Below are 16,221 nucleotides of genomic sequence, written 5' to 3' on the forward strand. Positions count from 1 at the left end.
CCCTGCCCCTGCCCCTGCCAGTTGATCCCCCACACGCCCATGCCACATCTGTTGAACGCCCTGACGTCCGTCCTCGTCGTCGCCGGCCTGCTCGCTTCCCAGAGCCTCCGCCCAGGTCTCGGTCTGCTGCTCTCGCTCGCGGGATCGGTGATCGCCAATCAGCTCGTCTGGATCATCTCGCCGACAGCCTGGTCACACCTCGTCACTCCCTGGCTGGCCAGCGCCAGCGGGACGCTCGTCGCCGTCGCCCTCTGGAGCGTGCTCAGGACTTCCCCGCGCGTCCTCGACCTGCTCGGCGCGACTGCCACCGGAAGCGATTGACGACACCGCACTCAGGATCCCTGGACAGCACCTCTGGCACGTGCATGCGGTCTTCGTAGACTGATGGCGTGAACCGCGAACCCGACTTCCTCTCCACACTGCGTCTCGAGGACACCGGAGCGAGCACCAGGGAGACGATCCTCACCGGAGCGAGTCACTGGTCGCCGGGCGGCCGGGTCTTCGGAGGGCAGGTCCTGGCGCAGTGCATCGTCGCCGCCCAGGCCACCATCGAGGGCCGCGACATCCACTCCGTCCACGGCTACTTCCTCCGGCCGGGAGCGATCGACGTCCCGATCACGTTCGGCGTGGAGCGGATCCACGACGGCCGGTCCTTCGCCACCCGCCGGGTCCAGGCGTACCAGAACGGCACGCCGATCTTCTCGATGATCGCGTCGTTCCAGACACCGGATGCCGGGGCCGAGCACCAGGACCCGATGCCCCTCGACGTCCCCACGCCGGAGTCCCTGCCGTCCGCAGCGTCGGTACTGGCGGGCATCGACCACCCGACCGCACAGGCATGGGCGGAACGATCGATCGACATGCGACACGTCGACGGTCCGGTCTACGTGGACGTCCAGGGCGCGCAGGTCGCACACCAGGCGGTCTGGTTCCGGGTCGAGCGTGACATGCCGGACGACCCCGCCCTGCACCGTGCCGTCCTCGCCTACGCGAGCGACCTGTCCCTCCTCGAACCGATCATGCGTCGGCACGGCATGGCCTGGGGCACACCGGGCGTGAAGCTCGCGAGCCTCGACCACGCCATGTGGTGGCACCGTGACGGTCGCGCCGACGAGTGGGTGCTGTACGCGCAGGAGTCGCCGAGCGCCCAGGGTGGCCGGGGCCTCGCGCTGGGCCGGATGTTCTCCCGCGACGGCCGCCTGCTGGCCACCGTCGCCCAGGAGGGCATGATGCGCGTCCCGACGCCTGACGGAGTGTCGAGCTGACGCAGTGGCGCGGTGCGGCAGTGCGGCAGTGCGGCGGTGCGGCAGTGGTGCATCGCCGCGCTGCCGAACTGCGCGGTGCCTGACGTGTCCGGCCGGCCGACGTGGAGCCGAGCTGACGTGTCCGACGGGCCGAGAACCCGAAGGGCCTCCCGCCGGCCATACGGACCGAGCGATCGTCAGGGTCGCGAGAACGTCACCGGCGGTTCGACGTACTGCTGGCAAGCGGCCCGCTCGACGTCGGTGAGGCGTCGTGGGCGGTTCGTTTCCGCGTCGACGAGCACCAGCGTGGTCGTGGCCCGCGTGTAGAGCTCGGCGGGATCGTGCCCGATCGGCGACCACACCTCGTACGAGATGTCGAGGCTGGCCCCACCCATCCGCCCGATCCAGAGCTGGATGTCGAGCGGCCGACGGAAGTACGGCGTCGATGCGAGGTACTCGAGGCGCTGCGCCGCGATCACCGTCATCGTCCCCGAACCCGGGCGGCCGTCGATCACCGGCTCGGGCGCGGACCCCGACTCATCGATCTCGTCGGGGTCCGGCGCCCAGAACGCCAACACGCGTGCTTCTTCGAGCAGCCGGAGCATCGCGGAGTTGTTCACGTGCCCGTAGGCGTCGATGTCACTCCACCGGATGCGGATCGGAGCGTGCAGGCGTGCCACCGGGACTAGTCCCGGGTCAGCTTGCGGTACGTCGCGCGGCCGGGCTTCGCAGCGTCGGCTCCGAGGCGCTCGATCTTGTTCTCTTCGTACGCCTCGAAGTTGCCCTCGAACCAGTACCAGATCGGCGTGCCGTCCTCGTTGAGGCCTTCCCAGGCGAGGATGTGCGTGGCGATGCGGTCGAGGAACCACCGGTCGTGGGTGATGACCACGGCGCAACCGGGGTACTCGAGCAGCGCGTTCTCGAGGCTGCCCAGCGTTTCGACGTCCAGGTCGTTCGTCGGCTCGTCGAGGAGCAGCAGGTTGCCGCCCTGCTTCAGCGTCAGCGCCAGGTTGAGGCGGTTCCGCTCACCACCGGAGAGGATGCCGGCACGCTTCTGCTGGTCCGGGCCCTTGAAGCCGAACTGCGACACGTAGGCACGAGAAGGGATCTCGGTCTTGCCGACCTGGATGTAGTCGAGTCCGTCGGACACGACCTCCCACAGGTTCTTGTTCGGGTCGATGCCGCCACGGCTCTGGTCGACGTACGAGATGTCGACGGTGTCGCCGATCTTCAGCGTGCCGCCGTCGAGCGGCTCGAGGCCGACGATCGTCTTGAAGAGCGTCGTCTTGCCGACGCCGTTCGGGCCGATGACGCCGACGATGCCGTTGCGGGGCAGCGTGAACGACAGGTCGCCGATGATGACGCGCTCGCCGAACTGCTTGTGCAGCTTCTCGGCGTCGATGACCTGAGAACCCAGACGCGGTCCGACGGGGATGACGATCTCCTCGAAGTCGAGCTTGCGCGTGCGCTCGGCCTCCGTGACCATCTCCTCGTAACGCGCCAGACGCGCCTTGGACTTGGCCTGGCGCCCCTTCGTGTTGCTGCGGACCCAGTCGAGCTCGGACGTCAGGCGCTTGGCGAGCTTGGCGTCCTTCTTGCCCTGGACCTCGAGGCGGGCGCGCTTCTTCTCGAGGTAGGTCGAGTAGTTGCCCTCGTACGGGTAGAGGCGACCGCGGTCGACCTCGGCGATCCACTGGGCGACGTGGTCGAGGAAGTACCGGTCGTGGGTCACGGCCAGGACGGCACCGTGGTACTGCTGCAGGTGCTGCTCGAGCCACTGCACGCTCTCGGCATCCAGGTGGTTGGTGGGCTCGTCGAGGAGCAGCAGGTCCGGCTTCTGGAGCAGGAGCTTGCACAGCGCCACGCGACGCTTCTCACCACCGGAGAGGTGCGTGACGAGCTCGTCCCCGGGCGGGCACTGGAGGGCGGCCATGGCCTGCTCGAGCTGCGAGTCGAGGTCCCACGCGTCAGCCGCGTCGATCTCTTCCTGCAGGGTGCCCATCTCGGCCAGGAGCGCGTCGAAGTCGGCATCCGGCTCGGCCATCAGCGCGGAGATCTCGTTGAAGCGCGCGAGCTTCCCGTGGATCTCGCCGACGCCTTCCTGGACGTTCTCGAGGACCGTCTTGGTCTCGTCGAGCTCCGGCTCCTGCATGAGGATGCCGACGGTGAAGCCCGGGGTCAGCTTCGCCTCGCCGTTCGAGGGCTGGTCGAGCCCCGCCATGATCTTCAGGATCGTCGACTTGCCCGCACCGTTCGGCCCGACGACGCCGATCTTGGCGCCGGGCAGGAACGACATCGTGACGTCGTCGAGGATCAGCTTGTCACCGACCGCCTTGCGGGCGCGGACCATCTGGTAGATGTACTCAGCCATATCGCTCCAAGTGTAGTGATGACACCGGTCGCTCGTGGGCTCGGGTGCCGAGATCAGGCCGCATCGAGCCCGACCGGGTGGTCCGGCTGCTCGTCCGCGGGGGTCAGCATCGCGGCGAGGGAGTCCTCGGTGCCCTGGCGCTCGTCGGGGTGGGTGTCGTCCGGCACCGCCTCGACGGGTGGGTGCGCTGCGTCCGGGATGTCCTCGTGGACCTCGCCCGTGTCGTGGTCGACGCGTGGCGAGGAACCGGGGGCGGCGGTCGCCTCGGTGACGTGGCGCGGCAGTCGCATCCAGTTGCTGATCCCCCAGGCGAGGTCGTGGCCGATCCCCTCGGCGTCGATCTCCACGCTCGTCCCGCCACGGCCGTCGCGCTCCCAGTTGCGGATGCGCACGCGTCCGGTGACGACCACCCGGTCGCCCTTGCTGAGCGACCGGTTGACGTTGGCGGCGAGGGAACGGAAGGCGGTGACGGTGTACCAGTTGGTCGGACCGTTGCCCCAGGTCGAGGTTTGGCGGTCCCAGCGGCGGGACGGTGAGGCAAGCCGGAGGCTCGTGATGGCGATGCCCGTCTCGGTGACGAGGTGGCGGGGTTCGGTGGCGACGATGCCGCAGACCGTGATCGTGTCGTTCATGGCTCGATCGTCGGGCAGAGCGAGCCCCCGCCGGCTCGTGGCGCCGAGGATGTGGAGAGGAGGCGCCGATCACGCTCCCTGTGCAGGAACGTGATCGGAGCCTCCCGTCCCGATCAGTGCGCGCGGAACTCGGGCCGGTCCGCGAGCGGACCCATCGCCTTGTGCACCGCGCCCTTGGCGGACTGGAGCGACGGGTACGTCCCGCCCGGGCCACGTCGCCCGTACAGCTCCACGCGGAACCCGCCGGCATCGCGGTGGATGGTGCCCACCGCTCCTGCCGGTCCGACGGCGACCCAGGTCCCCGTCGTCGCGTCCGCGTTCTGCAGTGTGTCGTTCGTCATCGTGCGACCACCTCCTCGTGGCCCCGACGCCCCGTCGTTCAGGACGCCAGGATGTACTGACTGTATGCCTTGCGGACCTTGTTGACCTTGGGCAGTGCGACGGCGAGGCAGTAGCCCTGCCCCGGGTTCTTCGCGAAGAAATCCTGGTGGTACTCCTCCGCGCGGTGGAACTCGCCGAGCGGCTCGATGGTGGTGACGATCCCGCCGTCCCAGATGTCCGAGGCCCGCCCGATCGCCTGCTCGAACAGCGCACGCTGCTCGTCGTCCGCGGGGAACATGGCCGACCGGTACTGGGTACCGACGTCGGCGCCCTGACGGTTCAGCTGGCGAGGGTCGTGGAGGGTGAAGAACACGTCGAGGACGACCTGCGCCGGCAGCACGGTCTCGTCGAAGGTGACGGCGACGGCCTCGGCATGGCCGGTCGTGCCGGTGCACACCTGCTCGTACGTCGGGCGCGGGTCACTCCCGCCGATGTAGCCGGACACGACGTCCTGCACGCCCTGCAGCGTGCGGTACACCGCGTCGAGGCACCAGAAACATCCACCTGCGAGCACGAACGTGGTCATGGTCAGGACCTGCCTTCCGTGGCTCGGGAGAGCCGTTGAGAGAACCTTCCTCCACAACGCCGGGAGGCCCGTGCGTGTTCCCCAGGTCGGGCTGCGGCCCGACCTTGGTGTCGGTGGCTGAACGTACATTCGAGTCACACCCGCCGACCAGGAGGCCCACATGCAGACGACGACGGACGCCCGGCTCAGCATCCACTCGCCTCGACCGGTCGCGCGCTCCCGCGGCGATCTCCGGATCCTGGACGTGCGCGACGACCTGAGCCGTGTCACGCGGGCGAACGGCGAGATCGTCGGGTACGTGGACCGGGTCGACGTCGCTGGCGGCACCGCGTACCGGGCCCGTCGCTACATCGCCGCCGAACGCCGGTTCGTCGAACTCCCCAACGTCTGGGACGCGGACGACGCCGTCGACACCCTGCGCTGGTGATGATGTTCCACATCGGAATCAGATGCGATGGATGTGCGGTTCCTCCGCCTGTCATCCCCAGACCCCGACCGATCCCGACGTAGGGTGCGCGCATGCAGTGGTGGAACGACCTGAACGACTGGACCTCGTCGGACGACGGCTGGCGCGTGTTGTCGGGGGCGATCATCCCCTTCATCGCGATCGTCGTCGCGGGCATCGTCGCAGCACTGATCGGCCGCGGAGCGACGAAGCGCGTCGTCTCGCTGCAGGAGCGTGAAGCGAAGAACGCTGCCGTCGCCGGACTCATCTCGGCAGCGCGGAAGGCCGCCAACTGGGGCTCGCTCGGGCACGATGAGCGCGCCTACGCGGATCATCTCGCCGAGGACGCCGACATCCGACTCCGTCTGCTCCCCGTCACCGGCGCACCGACTGCCGCGAACTGGGCGCAGCACGAGATCGCGGACATCAAGAAGAACTCCTCGACCTTCAGCTTTCAGGCGGAACAGTCGCTGACCGAGTTCCGTGACCGCATCCTCGAGTGGCAGGCCCGGCCCGGTCGCGCGCGCAAGCTCTTCAAGAGTGACCTCGAGCGCTGGAAGTTCGATTCCCCGGACCCCGACGCAGACCTGATCAAGCGCCAGCAGGACTGGAACGCCGACAAGGTCGACTCGGCTCGCACGCCGGAGCCGGCTCCCACTCCGACCACCACTTCGCTCCGCCCCGCCCAGCCGCCGGTCACGTCGGCCGCGGACGCCGGCCCTCGCGCTGGTTCGGCCGCCGGTACCGGTTCGTCGACCACTGCTCTCGGCGCATCGCCCGCTGCCCCCGCGCAGGCGTACCCGAACTCGAACCCGACGTCGGCCGGACGCCCCGCTGACAGCTCGTACGGCTCCGACGCGACGGTCCCGATCTCGGACAACGCGACCCGCCCCTACTCCGACGGGGAGACCACGCCGATCCGTCCGACCCTCGGCTCCCCTGCCTTCGGGTCGCCGAACCGCGGCTGGTCAGCCTCCCGAGAGCGCGACACCGCCGACGCCGACCAGACCGACGCGGACAACGAGGACGCCGTGGACGACGTCCCCGTGAGTTCTCTCCGCCCCGGTTCCGCGGACCGTGCACCGGTGGTGCGCGACGAACGGAACGGTCGCAACGACCTCCCGGCGTCGTGGACCGCGCGCGGCTCCTCACACGACGACAACGAGCGTGACGACGGCCGCGGTGACCGGAGCGACAGGACGGACATGCCTGTGGGCGCTGCCGGTACCGCCAGCACGACATCGATCCCGACGCGGATCGCCGATTCCCCCGCCGAGCCAGCTGACGCGAACGAGACGTCGGAGTCCCCGTACTCGAATCCCGTCAGCGCGAGCGAACTGCGTCGACGCGCTGTGGACGACGACGAGTGAACTGACACCGCCTGACGACGAAGGCCGCCATCCGCGAGGATGGCGGCCTTCGTCGTCGGTGCCCCCGGCAGGAATCGAACCCGCGGCACGGTGGGTAGAAACCACCTGCTCTATCCACTGAGCTACGGGGGCGGACGTCGACGATCTTATTCGCTGCGCGTGCTGAGCTGCCCGACGAACCGCTCGACCTCCCGCTGTGAGCGCAGGCGCACGATGCGCAGATGCGGAGCGTCATCAACCAGCGACGGCACCCGCTCCCGCATCTCGTTCCGCTTCGCGATGCCCCAGCGGAGGATGTGCTCCTTCCGGGTGAAGAACGTCCACAGCGGCGGTTCGACGTTCCCGTTCCACAACTCCGTGCGGTGCAGGCGTCGCCGGACTGTCCGTCGGAGGAGGCGCACGAACGCCACCGACCTCGGCAGGTCGAGCCAGACCAGGGTGTCCGCACGCTCGACCAGCAGATGCCGCACGCCTCGGTACTGCCACTCGCAGACCCAGGTCGGGGTCTCGGTCATCTCGTCCACCCGGGCTTCGAAGTCCGGCAGCACCGTCCATCCGGGCCCGTGGTACATCCCGTCGAGCTCCGTGTGCGGTGCGCCGATCGCCCGGGCGACCCGGCGCGCAGTCGTGGTCTTGCCGACGCCGGCCGTCCCCGCCACGAGGACCCGTCGTGGCGGAGGATCGAGGACGTCTTCGGCGTCGAACATCTCTCGACCATAGGACAAGCTCCGCCCACCCCGCGGCGCGAGCGGGCGGAACACCAGGGACGCATCCGGGCGGACCCGGGTACTTCGCCCGCTCACGCACCACGCGCCTCCCGGCACCGTCCCGCCCAGCGCCCAGCGCCCTCGCCCTCGCCCTCGCCCTCGCCGAGGCGAGCGGGCGGAAGACCCGTGACGCACCCAGGCGGACCCGGGTACTCCGCCCGCTCACGCGCCATGCGCCTCCCGGCACCGTCCCACTCGCCCCGCCCCGCGCTCTCGCCCGTCGCCCTCACATGAGGCGAGCGGGCGGAAGACCCCGGACGATCCCAGGCGGACCCAGGTACTCCGCCCGCTCACGCACCCCGCGCCTCCCGGGACCGTCCCGCCCAGTGCCCACGCCCGCGCTCTCGCCCTCGCCCTCGCTGAGGCGAGCGGGCGGAAGACCAGGGACGCACCCAGGCCGACCCGGGTACTCCACCCGCTCGCGCCCCAAGGACGCCCGCCGCGCCAGGGACGCCCGCCCGCCGCACCCGGGACGCGCGCCCGCCCCACCCGGGACGCCCGCCCGCGCACCAACGCCGCTCGCAGCGCCGCCCCGCCAACCGGCGCGCCCCCTTCCGGAACGGTTCGCCGGCCGTCTCCCTGCCGTTCCGCTCGGCGTCACCGCTGCTCCCTACGTTTCCCCTCATGAGCTCCACGCCCCGCGTCCTCGCGGTGATCCCGGCGAGAGCGGGCTCGAAGGGCATCCCGGGCAAGAACCTCCGCCAGGTCGCCGGCCGCACCCTCGTCGCCCGCGCCGTCCGGGCGGCACTCGCCGCCGCCTCGGTGGACGAGGTCGTCGTGAGCACCGACGGTGATGCGATCGCCGCCGAGGCAGTCGCAGCCGGAGCGCGGGTGGTGCGGCGGCCGGCGGATCTCTCGGGAGACCAGGCCTCGTCGGAGTCCGCGCTCCTGCACGCCCTCGACACGGTCGCGACCGGGCACGACGCGCCGGAGGTCCTCCTCTTCCTCCAGGCCACGTCGCCCTTCATCGACCCCGCCGATCTCGACCGGGCCGTCGCTCGCGTCCTCGACGGCGCCGCCGATTCGGTCCTCGCAGCCGCCCCCTCGCACGCGTTCCTCTGGCGCGTCACCGAGGACGGCTCGGCCCTCGCCGTCAACCACGACGCCGCCACCCGCCCGCGCCGGCAGGACCGCGCGCCGGAGTACCGCGAGACCGGCGCGTTCTACGCCGTACGGGTAGTCGCCTTCCGGGAGGCCCGCCACCGCTTCGTCGGGCGCGTCGAGTTGGTGGTCGTCCCGGCCTCGACCGCGATCGACATCGACGAGCCGCATGACCTGGCCCTCGCGTCCGCCTTGGCTCCCCTCCTCGAGGTCGCAGTCGCGGCTGACTCCGATGCCGGGGCCGCGGCCGCGGCCGGTGCCGAGGTCGAGGTCGAGGTCGAGACCGAGATCGAGCTCGAGCTCGAGCTCGAGATCGAGATCACGCCCGCGACTGCGCGAGCGGGCGAGATGCCACGCCCCGACACAGCCGCACCCGACGTTCCCGCCCGCTCGCGCGACAGAACCGACGCACCCGCACACGCACCCGCACCCACCGACCCCCACCCCGCGCGGACCTCCGCCGCGGAGAACGGAGCACCATGAGCGTCCGCATCGGCCTCTCCACCATCGGCGCGGGCCACCCCGCGTACCTCATCGGCGAGATCGGCCTGAACCACAACGGCGACGTCGAGATCGCCAAGCAGCTCATCGACGTCGCCGCCGACGCCGGCATGCAGGCCGTGAAGTTCCAGAAGCGGACGCCGGAGATCTCGACGCCGGAGCACATGAAGTCGATGCCGCGCAGCACCCCGTGGGGCGACATGACCTACCTGGACTACCGCTACCGCGTGGAGTTCGACCGTGACCAGTACATCGAGATCGGCGACCACGCGACACTCCGCGGCCTCGACTGGTTCGCGTCGCCGTGGGACGAGCCCTCGGTGGCGTTCCTCGAGGACCTCAACGTCGTCGCGTACAAGATCGCTTCGGCGTCGGTGACGGACCTCGGGATGCTCGCTGCCGTCGCCGCGACCGGCAAGCCGGTGATCCTCTCGACCGGCATGTCGACGTTGGAGCAGATCGACCGCGCCGTCTCGACGCTCGGCACCGAGCGCCTGGTGCTCATGCACGCGACGTCGACGTACCCGCTCCCTGCCGAGGAGGCGAACCTCCGCATGATCGAGACCCTCGCCACCCGGTACGCCTACGCGGGCGTGCCGGTCGGCTACTCGGGACACGAGCCGGGCCTCCAGATCTCCCTCGCGGCCGTCGCGCTCGGTGCGACGGCCGTCGAACGCCACGTCACGCTCGACCGCACGATGTGGGGGTCGGACCACGCGGCGTCGCTCGAGCCGCACGGCCTCCGCACGCTGGTCCGCGACATCCGCATCATCGAGACCGCGATGGGCGACGGCGTCAAGCGGATCTTCCCCGGCGAGCAGGCCCCCCTCGCCAAGCTCCGTCGGGTGGGTGCGTGAGCGCTCCGGCGCACGACGCCGACGGGACCGGTGACGGCCGGGAGGCTCGCCACCACTCCACCACACCGCCTCCGCGCCGACGGGTGGTCGGCCTGGTCGACACGGACTCGTTCGCGAAGTGGGGCGCACACCTCCTCTCGGCGGCGCCGGCGCACTGGTCGCTGGAGCTGCTGACGGTGGCGACGCCCCGGTCGGCGAGTCCGGCGCAACTGCGGGCGGCGTTCCGGGGCGTCGATGCTCGTCTCGGCCCGATCGACCTGGCTCCTCCCGGGCCGGTGGGCGTGGACGAGGTGGTGGCGCGCCTCCGGGCCGCCCCACCGGACGCGGTCCTGGTGTCGTGCATCGGTCCGGTGGCCGAAGTCGTCATCGACCAGGTGCTGCGGTCGATCCCCCGAGGGTCGGTCCCACCGCGGCCGGTACTGCTCAGCGGCCTGCCGGGCATCTCGTTCCCGGCGAAGTGGAAGGGCGTGTTCCTCCGGGCGCGCGCCGACCTGTTCGTGCTGCACAGTCACCGCGAGGTCCGGGAGTACCGGGCCCTGGCGGCCGCCGGCGGGGTGGAGCCGTCGTTCGCCCTCGCGACGCTGCCGTTCGCCCGGGCTGCCGGTCCGACGCGCGCCGGGGTGGTCCGCGACTCCGTGGTGTTCGCCGCGCAGCCGAGCGTGCCCGTCGCGGAGGAGGACCGTCGCCGCGTCATCGGCTGGCTCGTCGACACGGCTCGGGCACACCCGGAGTGGCGTGTCGTGGTGAAGACCCGCGCGGCGGCCGGTGAGCAGCAGACGCACCGCGAGACCTTCCCCTACGCCGACCTGGTCCCCGCCGACGCCCCGTCGAACCTGGTGGTCGAGGCCGGTCCGATGTCCGCGCACCTCGACCGGGCGGTGGCGCTCGTGACCATCAGCTCGACCGCGGTCCTCGAAGCCGCTGCCCGAGGAGTGCCGGCGCTGACGCTGACGGACTTCGGCACGTCCCGCTCCCTCATCAACGAGGTCTTCGTCGGCAGCGGGCTCGAGGGTACGGCCGACGATCTGGTGCACGGCCGGTTCGGGACGGTCCGCCCGGACTGGATGACGGACAACTACTTCCACGCGGCATCGGACGACGACTGGGCGGACCGCGCCGAGGAGTCGATGCGCCTCCGCGACGCCGGACTGCTCGTCGACCGACCCGCAGCTCGGCGGAATCGCGGCGGCGCGTTGCGGCGGGCATGGGAGCGGCGGAACGCACTCGGCGACCACGACCGGTCGGTGAGTGGCCGGGCGGCGGCGTTGATCGGGACACCGATCCGGGCGGTGAAGCGGTCGTGGCGGACGCTGCGATCGGCGCTGCGTCCGGCGACGACGACGGCCCCAGACCTCGTCACGACGGTGTCAGTCGAGCGCCTTCGCGACCGCGACGAGGAACTGGTCGCGGGTCGGGACGCCCGATGAGCGGAAGACCTCGGACCCGTCGTCCCTCCTGACCAGGACGGTCGGGGTCGATCGGATCCCGAGCTCCTCGACGCGCTCGGGGTCGCTCGCGACGTCCCGTTCGGTGACGACGAGGCCCGGCACGAGTCGCGCGGCGTCACCGACGACGCGCCGGGCAGCGGCACACGGCGCGCAGAACGCGGACGTCCAGAGATCGACCTGCATGGTGTGGTGCAACGTCAGCCGCACCCCGGGCACTCCCGATCGGGACGACAGTGCCCCCGGCCGTCCAGGACGACCGGGGGCACCATCCACGGCTGCTACTCGCGGTCGAACTCGCCGGAGCGGTCGCCGCGGTCCTGCAGGTCGTCGACCGGGTCGGACTCGTCCGGCGCGAAGGTGTAGTCGACCGAGATCTGGTCGAGGACCTGACGGGAGCCGGTGGCCTTGTAGGTGAAGGCGGTCTGGAGGCCCTCGACGTCCGCGAACACCGTCACCTCGTCGTCCAGCGCGTCGCTCGTGGCGGTGCGGGTGTCCGTGGTCCCGTCGAAGGGGCCCTCGTGGAAGATGGCGGTGAACTCGTCGCCCTCGTGGATGGTGATGTCGGTCATGGGTCCCTTCTACCAGGACAGGGGGCACCGCCGTCCAGCGCATCGTGAGCGCCCGGCGGCCAGGAGCAGCTCGGCGGAGGCTCGTCGGGCCTCCTTGCCGAATCCATAGCAGCACTATATAGTTCCGCTATGGAACGAACGCGGGAACAGACCATCGAGACCCTCCTCGTCTCCGTCAACCGGCTCATCCGGTCCGCCCTCCAGGCCACCGGACACACCACGTCCACCGCGGTCTGGCGGACCCTCGGGATCCTCGAGACCGAGGAGTCCCTGCGACTCGGCGAACTCGCCAAGGCGTCGCGGGTGTCCCAGCCGACCATGACCCGCCTGGTCGCCGGCATGACCGCCGACGGACTCGTCTCGCGGGCCGTCGACCCCGACGACTCGCGCGGCCAGCTCATCGAGATCACCGACGCCGGCCGCGAGCGACTCGTCGCGTGGCGAGCCGCACTCACCAGCACTGTCGGCCCCCTCTTCGAGGACCTCACCGACGACGACTGGGACATCCTGCACGAAGCATCGGCCCTCATCGCAGCGAGGACCAGAACGGAGACCACCGCGTGAACGCGCACGCACCCGCCGGCAAGTCCGGTTCGATCCTGAAGCAGTCCTCTGCGGTGTGGGCCATCGCGTTCGCCTGCGTCGTCGCCTTCATGGGCATCGGCCTCGTCGACCCGATCCTCCCCGCCATCGCCGAGTCGCTCCGCGCCACGCCCGCGCAGACCGAGCTGCTCTTCACCAGCTACCTCGCCGTCACCGGCATCGCGATGTTCTTCACCAGCTGGGTGTCCAGCCGCATCGGCGCGAAGAAGACCCTGATGATCGGCCTCGCCCTCATCGTGCTGTTCTCGGTCCTCGCCGCCGTGTCGAACGACGTCTGGACGATCATCGGCTTCCGCGCCGGATGGGGCCTCGGCAACGCGCTCTTCATCTCGACCGCGCTGGCCACGATCGTCGGCGCAGCGTCGGGCGGGACCGCCTCGGCGATCATCCTGTACGAGGCCGCGCTCGGCCTCGGCATCGCGGTCGGACCCCTCGTCGGCGGCCTGCTCGGATCCGTCAGCTGGCGCGGACCGTTTTTCGGCGTCACCACGCTGATGGCCGTCGCGTTCATCGCGATCCTGGCGTTGCTGAAGTCCGGCTCGCTCGAGAAGCCCACCCCGACGAAGCTCTCCGCGCCGTTCCGTGCCCTCGGCCGACCGGCTCTGGCCGCCCTCGCCGCGACCGCCCTCTTCTACAACATCGGCTTCTTCGTGCTCCTCGCCTACACGCCGTTCCCGCTCGGCTTCGGGGCGCTCGGCATCGGGTTCACGTTCTTCGGCTGGGGCGTCGGACTCGCCATCACCTCGGTGTGGGTCGCCCCGATGCTCACGGCACGGATGCGGCGCACCAGCGTCCTCAAGCTCGCGCTGCCGCTGCTCGCACTCGACCTGTTCGCCGCAGCCGTCGTCGTCCAGTCGCCGGCCGGGCTGATCGTCTGCGTCGTCATCGGCGGTCTCGTGCTCGGTGTCCTCAACACCGTGCTCACCGAGTGCGTCATGGAGGCGACCGACCTGCCCCGCTCCGTCGCATCGAGCGCGTACTCGGCGGTCCGCTTCATCGGTGGCGCCATCGCCCCGCCCGTCGCGACGCTGCTCGCCGACGCGTACTCGCCGAGTGCCGCCTACGTCTTCGCCGGGGTGTCCGTCGCAGTCGCGTTCCTGGTCGTCGTGCTCACCACGAAGGTGCTGCGGCGCGTGGACGACGGCGAGGAGCCCGAGCGCGTCGAAGCCGAGGCGATCTCGGCCGGCGAGATGGCGTAGTCCCTGCTGCCGGCGATGGCCGGGTCCGCGGTGCGGGCCCGGCCATCGGTGTCGGTGGCGGGCTGCACGCGGGGCGGGTTGCTCTCGGGGCTGCCGGTCGCGTGGCCAGCGCTCGCGCGGCTGCCGGTCGCGATCGCCGGTCAGGGCGCGCTGGCGGACTCCGCTCTCGGCTGCCGCCCCGGGCGCGCGGGCGCGCGGGCGCGCTCCGCTCGCGGCGCGTGAGCGGGCGGAATGCCAGGCCGTGGCGCGTCCGCTCCGTGGGATCCCGCCCGCTCGCGGTCGTGCCATGGACAGGAGGCGCGCGACGCGACCTGCGGACTGGAGCGGGGCCTCCCGTCCGGCGAGGCTCGCTCGTCCACCCGCGAGCGGGCGGAACACCAGGGTGCCGCGCGTGGGTCCGGTGGGATTCCGCCCGTTCGCGGTCAGGTGACGAGTAAGAGGCACCTCCTGCGGCACGCCGCGTGGCGAGCGCAAGGGAGCTGCTGGCCGGCGAGCGGGCGGAACACCACGGGCTCCAGCAGAAGATGACGGGGAATCCGCCCGCTCAGCCGCGCCGACCCGGACGGGAGGCCCGGCAGCGGTCCCACGAGTCGGTTGCGGGCGTCCCGTGGCGACACCACGGCCGCGAGCGGGCAGAACACCAGTCGTTCCGGCGACACCACGCTGGCATTCCGCCCGCTCGCGCTCGCCCGCTCCCGCATCGGCCTCCCGGCTCGCGGCTTCCCGCCCGCCCCTCGCGCTCGCCCGCTCCCTCATCGGCCTCCCGGCTCGCGGCTCCCCGCTCGCCCCGGGCTCGCTCCCCCGCCCGACGGCCCGCGCGTGCGTGCGTTCGTCCACTCGTCGCCGGCTGCCGGACCTCCGATCCACAGGGGGCCACGGGGCGTCGGCGCGCGGAAGTAGGATCGCGGTATGTCTGCCGCGAATGACCGCCTCGTCTGGATCGACTGTGAGATGACGGGCCTCGACGTCGAGGTCGACGAGCTCGTGGAGGTCGCTGTGGTCATCACGGACTTCGACCTCAACCCCGTGCACCCCGGGTTCGACATCGTCATCAAGCCGGACCAGTCGGCGCTCGACAACATGAACGACTTCGTCACGAAGATGCACACGACCTCGGGCCTCATCGACGAGATCCCGAACGGTGTGTCCCTCGCGGACGCCGAGTACCAGGTCCTCGAGTACATCCTCGCCCACGTCCCGGCCGAGGGCTCAGCTCCCCTGGCCGGCAACACGATCGGCACGGACCGCGCGTTCCTGGCGAAGTACATGCCGCGGATCGACAACCACCTGCACTACCGGAGCGTCGACGTCTCGAGCATCAAGGAACTCTGCCGTCGCTGGTTCCCGCGCGTGTACTTCAACTCGCCCGAGAAGCACGGCGGACACCGCGCCCTCGCCGACATCCTCGAGTCGATCCGTGAACTCGAGTACTACCGCCGCGCCGGCTTCACACCGGAGCCAGGCCCGGCGAGCGACGACGTGAAGGCCGTCGCGGCCGAGGTCGTGGCGAAGTGGGAGTCGCGCCTGGCCCCGCAGTCCAGCGCCGAACCGCAGTCCAGCGCCGAACCGCAGCCGGAGCCGACCCCGCAGGCCGCCGAGTAGCGACGGTGGTCCGGGCAGGCGTCCGGATGTACTACAATCGAGTGGTTGCTCCGGCTCGCCGGACTGACTCATGGTGGGTATAGCTCAGCTGGTAGAGCGCCTGGTTGTGGTCCAGGAGGTCGCGGGTTCAAGCCCCGTTACTCACCCCATTGCACGAAGGCCCCCGTCCGCAGGACGGGGGCCTTCGTCGTGCGGAGGGTCGTGCCGGTCCGCGCCACCAGGACACGTCCGGGCGGCTGTGCCACGATCCTCCCGTGATGGAGATGTCGACCGAGGCCTTCGAACAGCTCGTGACCGACGAGCTCGACCTCCTGCCCGATGACATGGTCGACGGGCTCGACAACGTCGTCTTCGTGGTCGAGGACGAGCCCGAAGACGGCTCCGACCTGTTCGGCGTCTACGACGGTGTCGCCCAGACCGAGCGCGGCCAGTACGGCTTCGGGGAGCTCCCGGACCGGATCGTCGTGTTCCGCAAGCAACACCTGCTCGAGTGCGACACCCTGGAGGACCTCAAGGACGAGGTGCACACCACGCTCGTGCACGAGATCGGACACTTCTACGGCATCGACGACGAACGACTGCACGAACTCGGCTGGGCGTAGCGC

At 70.7% G+C, this 16,221-nt stretch carries 19 protein-coding genes and 2 tRNA genes; 12 read left to right on the top strand and 9 right to left on the bottom strand.

Annotated features, from left to right (window positions below):
* Both DEJ24_RS15505 and DEJ24_RS15510 read left to right on the top strand, forming a co-directional pair.
* Window positions 1–321 (top strand): hypothetical protein (locus tag DEJ24_RS15505; protein WP_220036728.1); only part of this gene is annotated, 321 nt, incomplete at its 5' end.
* 68 nt (window positions 322–389) lie between these two features.
* Window positions 390–1,265: an acyl-CoA thioesterase II gene (locus DEJ24_RS15510; RefSeq protein WP_111079392.1), complete on the top strand. Its 876-nt coding sequence runs from the start codon at window positions 390–392 to the stop codon at window positions 1,263–1,265.
* A 176-nt stretch (window positions 1,266–1,441) separates the two neighbouring features.
* Here the strand turns inward: DEJ24_RS15510 and DEJ24_RS15515 are convergent, their stop codons facing one another.
* The 5 genes from DEJ24_RS15515 to msrA form a co-directional block, all read right to left on the bottom strand.
* Window positions 1,442–1,924, bottom strand: a complete 483-nt coding sequence (locus DEJ24_RS15515) for a thioesterase family protein (RefSeq protein WP_110905043.1) — start codon at window positions 1,922–1,924, stop codon at window positions 1,442–1,444.
* Window positions 1,925–1,929: 5 nt separating this feature from the next.
* Window positions 1,930–3,615 (bottom strand): energy-dependent translational throttle protein EttA, encoded by a 1,686-nt coding sequence (gene ettA, locus DEJ24_RS15520; protein ID WP_110905044.1) that lies wholly within the window; start codon window positions 3,613–3,615, stop codon window positions 1,930–1,932.
* A 53-nt stretch (window positions 3,616–3,668) separates the two neighbouring features.
* On the bottom strand, window positions 3,669–4,247 hold the full coding sequence (locus tag DEJ24_RS15525; RefSeq protein ID WP_111079393.1) for a single-stranded DNA-binding protein: 579 nt from the start codon (window positions 4,245–4,247) through the stop codon (window positions 3,669–3,671).
* A 113-nt stretch (window positions 4,248–4,360) separates the two neighbouring features.
* Window positions 4,361–4,588, bottom strand: coding sequence for a methyltransferase (locus tag DEJ24_RS15530; RefSeq protein WP_111079394.1), 228 nt, complete (start codon window positions 4,586–4,588; stop codon window positions 4,361–4,363).
* Between the two features lie 38 nt (window positions 4,589–4,626).
* Window positions 4,627–5,154 carry a peptide-methionine (S)-S-oxide reductase MsrA gene (gene msrA, locus DEJ24_RS15535; protein WP_111079395.1) on the bottom strand — a complete coding sequence of 176 codons (528 nt, stop codon included), beginning with the start codon at window positions 5,152–5,154 and terminating at the stop codon, window positions 4,627–4,629.
* Between the two features lie 160 nt (window positions 5,155–5,314).
* On the opposite strand from msrA, the gene DEJ24_RS15540 reads away from it, so the two are divergent.
* Both DEJ24_RS15540 and DEJ24_RS15545 read left to right on the top strand, forming a co-directional pair.
* Complete coding sequence (locus tag DEJ24_RS15540) at window positions 5,315–5,581, top strand: hypothetical protein (RefSeq protein WP_111079396.1); 267 nt, start codon at window positions 5,315–5,317, stop codon at window positions 5,579–5,581.
* Between the two features lie 92 nt (window positions 5,582–5,673).
* The gene (locus DEJ24_RS15545) at window positions 5,674–6,969 is read left to right on the top strand and encodes a hypothetical protein (protein ID WP_111079397.1); all 1,296 of its coding nucleotides are present in this window, start codon (window positions 5,674–5,676) and stop codon (window positions 6,967–6,969) included.
* 59 nt (window positions 6,970–7,028) lie between these two features.
* Here the strand turns inward: DEJ24_RS15545 and DEJ24_RS15550 are convergent.
* Window positions 7,029–7,101, bottom strand: a tRNA-Arg gene (locus DEJ24_RS15550).
* A 14-nt stretch (window positions 7,102–7,115) separates the two neighbouring features.
* Window positions 7,116–7,676, bottom strand: a complete 561-nt coding sequence (locus tag DEJ24_RS15555; protein WP_111079398.1) for an AAA family ATPase — start codon at window positions 7,674–7,676, stop codon at window positions 7,116–7,118.
* Window positions 7,677–8,360: 684 nt separating this feature from the next.
* Here DEJ24_RS15555 and DEJ24_RS15560 point away from each other — a divergent pair.
* Genes DEJ24_RS15560 through DEJ24_RS15570 form a run of 3 tightly spaced genes read left to right on the top strand, consistent with a single transcriptional unit; the run spans window position 8,361 to window position 11,622 of the window.
* On the top strand, window positions 8,361–9,320 hold the full coding sequence (locus DEJ24_RS15560; RefSeq protein WP_111079399.1) for a cytidylyltransferase domain-containing protein: 960 nt from the start codon (window positions 8,361–8,363) through the stop codon (window positions 9,318–9,320).
* Entirely contained in the window at window positions 9,317–10,195 is an 879-nt protein-coding gene (locus DEJ24_RS15565) for an N-acetylneuraminate synthase family protein (protein ID WP_111079400.1), read from the top strand. The genes DEJ24_RS15560 and DEJ24_RS15565 overlap by 4 nt, the downstream gene beginning before the upstream one ends.
* Window positions 10,192–11,622 carry a DUF6716 putative glycosyltransferase gene (locus tag DEJ24_RS15570; RefSeq protein ID WP_146245998.1) on the top strand — a complete coding sequence of 477 codons (1,431 nt, stop codon included), beginning with the start codon at window positions 10,192–10,194 and terminating at the stop codon, window positions 11,620–11,622. Before DEJ24_RS15565 ends, DEJ24_RS15570 begins: the two co-directional genes overlap by 4 nt.
* Here DEJ24_RS15570 and DEJ24_RS15575 read toward each other — a convergent pair.
* Both DEJ24_RS15575 and DEJ24_RS15580 read right to left on the bottom strand, forming a co-directional pair.
* Window positions 11,563–11,826, bottom strand: a complete 264-nt coding sequence (locus DEJ24_RS15575) for a thioredoxin family protein (protein ID WP_111079418.1) — start codon at window positions 11,824–11,826, stop codon at window positions 11,563–11,565. The genes DEJ24_RS15570 and DEJ24_RS15575 overlap by 60 nt on opposite strands.
* A gap of 95 nt (window positions 11,827–11,921) precedes the next feature.
* Window positions 11,922–12,212 (bottom strand): hypothetical protein, encoded by a 291-nt coding sequence (locus DEJ24_RS15580; RefSeq protein WP_110905054.1) that lies wholly within the window; start codon window positions 12,210–12,212, stop codon window positions 11,922–11,924.
* 129 nt (window positions 12,213–12,341) lie between these two features.
* On the opposite strand from DEJ24_RS15580, the gene DEJ24_RS15585 reads away from it, so the two are divergent.
* The 5 genes from DEJ24_RS15585 to DEJ24_RS15605 all read left to right on the top strand — a co-directional run bounded on the left by DEJ24_RS15585 (window position 12,342) and on the right by DEJ24_RS15605 (window position 16,218).
* Complete coding sequence (locus DEJ24_RS15585; protein WP_111079402.1) at window positions 12,342–12,776, top strand: MarR family winged helix-turn-helix transcriptional regulator; 435 nt, start codon at window positions 12,342–12,344, stop codon at window positions 12,774–12,776.
* Window positions 12,773–14,014: an MFS transporter gene (locus DEJ24_RS15590; RefSeq protein WP_111079403.1), complete on the top strand. Its 1,242-nt coding sequence runs from the start codon at window positions 12,773–12,775 to the stop codon at window positions 14,012–14,014. Before DEJ24_RS15585 ends, DEJ24_RS15590 begins: the two co-directional genes overlap by 4 nt.
* 909 nt (window positions 14,015–14,923) lie before the next feature.
* Entirely contained in the window at window positions 14,924–15,616 is a 693-nt protein-coding gene (orn, locus tag DEJ24_RS15595; protein ID WP_111079404.1) for an oligoribonuclease, read from the top strand.
* Between the two features lie 73 nt (window positions 15,617–15,689).
* Window positions 15,690–15,765: transfer RNA gene (locus DEJ24_RS15600), tRNA-His, on the top strand.
* A gap of 108 nt (window positions 15,766–15,873) precedes the next feature.
* Entirely contained in the window at window positions 15,874–16,218 is a 345-nt protein-coding gene (locus tag DEJ24_RS15605; RefSeq protein ID WP_110905059.1) for a metallopeptidase family protein, read from the top strand.
* The last annotated feature ends 3 nt before the right edge of the window (window positions 16,219–16,221 follow it).

This window comes from Curtobacterium sp. MCPF17_001 (assembly GCF_003234615.1).
Taxonomy (GTDB): Bacteria; Actinomycetota; Actinomycetes; order Actinomycetales; family Microbacteriaceae; genus Curtobacterium.

Excerpts from the sequence above, each read along its gene's own strand:
- DEJ24_RS15545 (WP_111079397.1), top strand. The coding sequence starts at position 5,674 with ATGCAGTGGTGGAACGACCTGAACGACTGGACCTCGTCGGACGACGGC.
- DEJ24_RS15575 (WP_111079418.1), bottom strand. The coding sequence starts at position 11,826 with ATGCAGGTCGATCTCTGGACGTCCGCGTTCTGCGCGCCGTGTGCCGCT.
- msrA (WP_111079395.1), bottom strand. The coding sequence starts at position 5,154 with ATGACCACGTTCGTGCTCGCAGGTGGATGTTTCTGGTGCCTCGACGCG.
- DEJ24_RS15540 (WP_111079396.1), top strand. The coding sequence starts at position 5,315 with ATGCAGACGACGACGGACGCCCGGCTCAGCATCCACTCGCCTCGACCG.
- DEJ24_RS15555 (WP_111079398.1), bottom strand. The coding sequence starts at position 7,676 with ATGTTCGACGCCGAAGACGTCCTCGATCCTCCGCCACGACGGGTCCTC.
- DEJ24_RS15525 (WP_111079393.1), bottom strand. The coding sequence starts at position 4,247 with ATGAACGACACGATCACGGTCTGCGGCATCGTCGCCACCGAACCCCGC.
- ettA (WP_110905044.1), bottom strand. The coding sequence starts at position 3,615 with ATGGCTGAGTACATCTACCAGATGGTCCGCGCCCGCAAGGCGGTCGGT.
- DEJ24_RS15565 (WP_111079400.1), top strand. The coding sequence starts at position 9,317 with ATGAGCGTCCGCATCGGCCTCTCCACCATCGGCGCGGGCCACCCCGCG.
- DEJ24_RS15530 (WP_111079394.1), bottom strand. The coding sequence starts at position 4,588 with ATGACGAACGACACACTGCAGAACGCGGACGCGACGACGGGGACCTGG.
- orn (WP_111079404.1), top strand. The coding sequence starts at position 14,924 with ATGTCTGCCGCGAATGACCGCCTCGTCTGGATCGACTGTGAGATGACG.
- DEJ24_RS15560 (WP_111079399.1), top strand. The coding sequence starts at position 8,361 with ATGAGCTCCACGCCCCGCGTCCTCGCGGTGATCCCGGCGAGAGCGGGC.
- DEJ24_RS15605 (WP_110905059.1), top strand. The coding sequence starts at position 15,874 with ATGGAGATGTCGACCGAGGCCTTCGAACAGCTCGTGACCGACGAGCTC.
- DEJ24_RS15585 (WP_111079402.1), top strand. The coding sequence starts at position 12,342 with ATGGAACGAACGCGGGAACAGACCATCGAGACCCTCCTCGTCTCCGTC.
- DEJ24_RS15580 (WP_110905054.1), bottom strand. The coding sequence starts at position 12,212 with ATGACCGACATCACCATCCACGAGGGCGACGAGTTCACCGCCATCTTC.